Annotated in this window: 4 protein-coding genes; all 4 read left to right on the top strand. The window is 45.1% G+C overall.

Translation table 11 applies throughout. From position 1 onward, the window contains the following. The first annotated feature begins 265 nt into the window (after positions 1-265). The gene (locus G5B42_RS09565; protein ID WP_181340251.1) at positions 266-472 is read left to right on the top strand and encodes a hypothetical protein; all 207 of its coding nucleotides are present in this window, start codon (positions 266-268) and stop codon (positions 470-472) included. A gap of 61 nt (positions 473-533) precedes the next feature. Continuing rightward, positions 534-749: a hypothetical protein gene (locus G5B42_RS09560; RefSeq protein WP_181340250.1), complete on the top strand. Its 216-nt coding sequence runs from the start codon at positions 534-536 to the stop codon at positions 747-749. A gap of 747 nt (positions 750-1,496) precedes the next feature. After that, entirely contained in the window at positions 1,497-3,863 is a 2,367-nt protein-coding gene (locus tag G5B42_RS09555; protein ID WP_181340249.1) for a glycoside hydrolase family 31 protein, read from the top strand. A gap of 249 nt (positions 3,864-4,112) precedes the next feature. After that, positions 4,113-5,120 carry a helix-turn-helix transcriptional regulator gene (locus tag G5B42_RS09550; RefSeq protein ID WP_181340248.1) on the top strand — a complete coding sequence of 336 codons (1,008 nt, stop codon included), beginning with the start codon at positions 4,113-4,115 and terminating at the stop codon, positions 5,118-5,120. The last annotated feature ends 20 nt before the right edge of the window (positions 5,121-5,140 follow it).

Below are 5,140 nucleotides of genomic sequence, written 5' to 3'. Positions count from 1 at the left end.
TACAGTGTCTTGACACTATCAAATCTCAATACCGCCTTCCAAATTAAAGATTTCTATGTAATAATAAATGTTGGCATAATTTACATATTTTATTATGTTATATTAACATAATTATGTTGTATTTTCCACTACCAATTTGGGTAGTCATTCCAGTATAGGTCAAACCTCCTACCCAAAAAGATAGGCGACAATAATATGTTTTTATGTTATCTTAAGATTGAGAACTTCCGGAAGTTTAAAATGATAACTTAAGGAGGAACATGACATGGAGATGCAAAACCTAAAAGCATTAGGTTTCCAAGAAATGACCGATAATGAATTACAAGAATATAATGGTGGTGGCATTAAGGCAGCAGTATATGCTCTTGGGTTCGTTATGAATATGAGCCCTTTAGGAGCCCTTATCGTTTGCGGTTTAGCTATTGCCGGTGGTGTTACTGTAGGAGTTCTAGTTAATAAATCTAATGATTAATAACAAGAATTCAATAAATCAATAATTACTAATTATGATAATACAAGGGGGGATTGGGCGAATGACTAACACACTTAATAAATTAGAATCACCAACGCTTATTGAACTTTCAACTTCTGAACTTTTAGAAATAGAAGGCGGCATAAATTGGGATAATTTGATTGGTGGTGCTGTAAGCGTAGCGGTTATCACCGGAAGTATAATCGGAGCACCTGCGGTTTCAATTGGCGCTACCCTTTTCGGAATAGCCTACACACTGACTCGTGCATTTGATTAATTAAAATATTTACAATGTCAACACTGGTATCACTTTCAAAGTGGTACCAGTGTTTATATAATTAGGGGTGATATTGATGAAAACTCTTCTATTTGTTTTTTTAAGTCTTTCTTATTTAACAGTATGTTTACTTTTAGTGTCACTTGACAAAAAACATAATATTATTAATTCTATAGTTTTACTATTTTTATCTTTATTTGTTTTTTTTGCAGTAAATCATGAAAGTCAAACCTTTATGGTTTTAAACCTTTTATGGGAAGTATGGTACGTATTGTTTAATGGTACTTCTTATTTTGCTCATCGTTCGTCCAATGGAAAGATAAAACTACACAATTATAGTTTCCTGATCTGGGGTTTATTCGTACCCTATAATGCTATTTTTGCATTAACATGTTATTTATTTCTAAAATTCGGATTATAATTCTATTTTATCAGTATTAATAGAAGTAACAAACTATTCTTAGCCTGGCGGAAAGTAGCTTAACCTGGTGGGGTCCCAATGGAAAATTACGAACTAAACTTGACACAATCTACTTTTTCAAAGATTAACTTCCACTAAATAACTTAAAAAAATAATATCTACACTTACTCTTAAGAGGGTAGATTTTACCTTTTTAAATTAAGAAGGGGGAAGCTAATCAGCAGGACGTCCGTTAGTGTAAAATTATATTGACAAAATTTTAAAGGCGCGGTATTTAAGATCAAGAGTTTAATTTTACGTGCTTGTTTATAAGGATGTGAGCTTGCTTGTACGGAAAGATTACCGGCTATCATGTGGACAATAACAAAGTGAGAATCGATTACGGGCGGATTTCGGCGACCGTGGAGGCGATCACACCGGCGATTATTAATATTTTTCTCCCGCTGAGCGGTTCGAAAAAGCCTTCCCATGCCATTGAGGGGGAGAAGGGCGTCCCGGTCGACCTGGCGGTCAAGCAGGAAGCGGATGAACTGGTCATTACCACCGACCAGTTAGCGATCAGGGTTGGCGCTGACTTTAAGGTCGATTTCCATACCAGGGCCGGTCAGGTCATCTGCCGGGACTACCGGGGGAAGCGGGAGGCTTTTGTCCGCCGGGGAAAAACTTCGCTCATCGGGGAGGAAGGCCATCAAGTCGTTGCGCATATCGGCGGCAACCGGGTAGAGGTCCTAAAGGAGCTTATCGGTGATGAGTATTTTTACGGTTTAGGCGAGACCACCGGGCATCTCAATAAACGGGGTTATCAGTATCAGATGTGGAATACGGATGATCCATCGCCCCATACGGAGAGTCATGAAAAACTCTATAAATCCATCCCGTTCTTGCTTACCCTCCGGAAAAAGCTGGCCTACGGCCTTTTCTTTGACAATTCCTATCATTCCTTTTTCAATCTGGGCAAGGAGAACGGGGGGTATTTCTACTACGGCGCCAAAGACGGCAATCTCAATTATTACTTTATCTACGGTCCTTCCGTCCAACAGGTTCTAGCCGGGTATACATACCTGACCGGGACGACGCCGTTACCCCAGCTTTGGGCGCTTGGCTACCATCAGAGCCGCCACAGTTACGACAGTTGGCAGCGGGTGCAGGAAGTGGCGACGGCTTTCCGGGAGAAGAAGATCCCCTGTGATGTCTTGTATCTGGATATCGAGTACATGGACGGTTATCGGATCTTCACCTGGGACCGGGAGCGGTTTGCCGACTTCAGCGCCGGGGTGGCGAAGTTGCAAGCGATGGGTTTTAAGGTCGTGACCATCATTGACCCCGGTGTCAAGAAGGAAAAAGGGTATCCGGTTTATGACGAAGGATTGAAGAATGATTATTATATCAAAGACAAAGACGGGATTCCTTATGTGAACAGAGTATGGCCGGGAGAGGTTGTCTATCCGGACTTTTCCAACGCCAAAGTACGGGAATGGTGGGGACAGAAGCACCGGTTACTGACGGAGCAAGGGGTGGCCGGCATTTGGAATGACATGAATGAACCGGCCAGTTTTGACGGCCCGATTCCGGATGATGTCACCTTTAACAATGACGGTTCGCCGGCCACCCACGCCGAGATGCATAACGTCTACGGCCACCTGATGGCCAAAGCCACCTATAACGGGCTGAAAACGCTGACCGGGAAACGGCCCTTTGTCATTACCCGCGCTTGTTACGCGGGAACGCAAAAGTACTCCACGGTTTGGACCGGCGACAACTGCAGCCATTGGGAGCATCTGCGCATGGCCGTGCCCATGCTGCTCAACTTGGGACTGAGCGGGATCTCCTTCTGCGGCACCGACGTGGGCGGGTTTAGTTTTGATTGCAACGGAGAATTACTGGCCCGCTGGGTGCAGTTGGGCGCCTTTTTCCCGCTTTTCCGCAACCACAGCAACATGTATACCCGGGATCAGGAACCCTGGGCCTTCGGGGCTGAAGTGGAGGAGATTTGCCGGCAGTATATTAACTTACGGTATACGTTCCTGCCCTACCTCTACGATTTGATGTGGGAGGGCGAAAAAACCGGTCTTCCGCTGATGCGCCCCTTATTCCTGAGCTATCAGGATGACGAAGAAACCTATGAACTAAATGACCAGTTTATGGTGGGCGATTGTCTGCTGGTCGCTCCTGTGCTGCAGCAGGGACAAAGATGCCGGGCGGTTTACCTGCCCGCCGGCGAATGGGTTGATTACTGGAGCGGGGAAAGGCACCGGGGGCCGGGCTATGTCCTGAAGAAAACACCCCTTTCCGTTTGTCCCATTTACGTCAAGGCCGGGAGTATCCTCCCCAACTTCCCCGTCCGGAATTATGTGGGAGAAAGGGAAATTGCCGAGCTTATCCTGGATCTCTATCCGGGAGAAGGAAGTTACACCCATTACCAGGATGACGGGGAGACCTTCAACTACCGGGCCGGGGAGTACAACCTCTACCGTTTTACGCAGCGCCTGACCGGAGATAAACTTGTGCTCGACCTGGAAAAGACGGCCGCCGGGTACGAACGGTCGTACCAGAGCTTTCTGCTCAAGGTAAGGGGGATCGCGGCGACCGCGGTCAACGCCGATGGCCACGAAGTGGCTTTCGCCAAAGAGGATGGCGGGATTATGTTTAGAATCCCCGGTACAACCAAGCGGGTTGAGATCCGGATGGAGTAATCACTATTTCAATTTACTTCGGGGGTTGTACTATCCGTTTCGCTGTTTTTGCTGTTTGGCGTCATATAAACAATGAGAGCGTTGTAAAACTGCTTTGATTGTTTTGCAACGCTTTTTTTGTTTGGCACAAATCTAATAAAATGTCTAAAATTAATAGAATCCACATCTTTTCCCCTAAATGGCAGGATTTGCAAAGGACATAGAGAAGTAAACATTATGTTAATTATTAATTCCAAGGAGGGAAAATGGTTGTCGCGGAAGGACCGCCTTTCCAGGCTTTTGGAGATGTTCTTTATTATACAGGCTGTACCTGGACTATCGGCGTCAGAACTTGCTGAAAGGTGCGGCGTGAGCATCAGGCAATGCTACCGAGATCTAAGAACGTTAGAAGAAGGCGGTGTCCCCATTTATAACGAACGCGGTTATCGAATCCTTAAGGGTTCGGTTTTGAAAGATATCTCTTTTACGCTGGAAGAAGCGATGGCTTTAATCTATGGGCTTAAGCTGATTGAACAACAGAACGGGTTGCTGGAGACATCCTGCCAGGCTCTGGAAAAATTGATGAACCGTCTACCGAAAGGACTGCGGAACAAGTTAGGGAGCATCGAAGAACGGGTCGAGATCGATATAACACCTGCGGCGGATTATTCGAATAAAGGGCCGCTTTTTAAAGCAATCAATACAGCCATTCAAGAACAAAAAATCCTAGAAATAGATTACTACAGTTTCTCTCGGGATACCGTGACGACGCGAAAAGTTAACCCGTATAAACTGGTTTTTAAAGATGGATTTTGGTATTTGGTCGGTTATTGTCACCATCGGGACAAGGTTCGTGTTTTTCGTGTCGACCGTATTCGTTGTTTTAGTTTAACTTCGGAAAAGTTTGCTCTTCCAACTGATTTTGACTTTGAAAAATACATGGGTGCAGCCTGGCAGATGGAACGGGGGGAAGAGTTTTATTTTAAAGTTCGATTTTTTGGGGAAGCGGCTCGTTTTATCAGAGAAACAACTTTTCATCCTTCGCAACAGCTTATAGAAGAGCCGGAAGGGACCGTTCTTTTTACCGCTCGCGCGGGCGGAATGCGGTCAGTACTTCGTTGGGTTCTTTCTTTTGGAGATAAAGCCGAAGTATTGGAGCCGCAGACATTAAGATATATGATGGCGGAGGTGATGGCGGCGGGAGTGAAGCGATATCGAGGAAAGAGATTCCATAGGTCAATGCAAAAAAAGGAAAAAGCAGAGCTCAGTAACGACTGATTGTGTCAAGTATAGTTCGC

Origin of the sequence: Capillibacterium thermochitinicola, from assembly GCF_013664685.1 — a bacterium.
Taxonomy (GTDB): domain Bacteria; phylum Bacillota; class UBA4882; order UBA10575; family UBA10575; genus Capillibacterium; species Capillibacterium thermochitinicola.
The sequence above is the reverse complement of the archived record's forward strand: the minus strand, read 5'-3'. Positions and strand labels throughout refer to the sequence as shown.

Coding starts and splice junctions, on each gene's coding strand:
- G5B42_RS09565 (WP_181340251.1), top strand. CDS start 266: ATGGAGATGCAAAACCTAAAAGCATTAGGTTTCCAAGAAATGACCGAT.
- G5B42_RS09560 (WP_181340250.1), top strand. CDS start 534: ATGACTAACACACTTAATAAATTAGAATCACCAACGCTTATTGAACTT.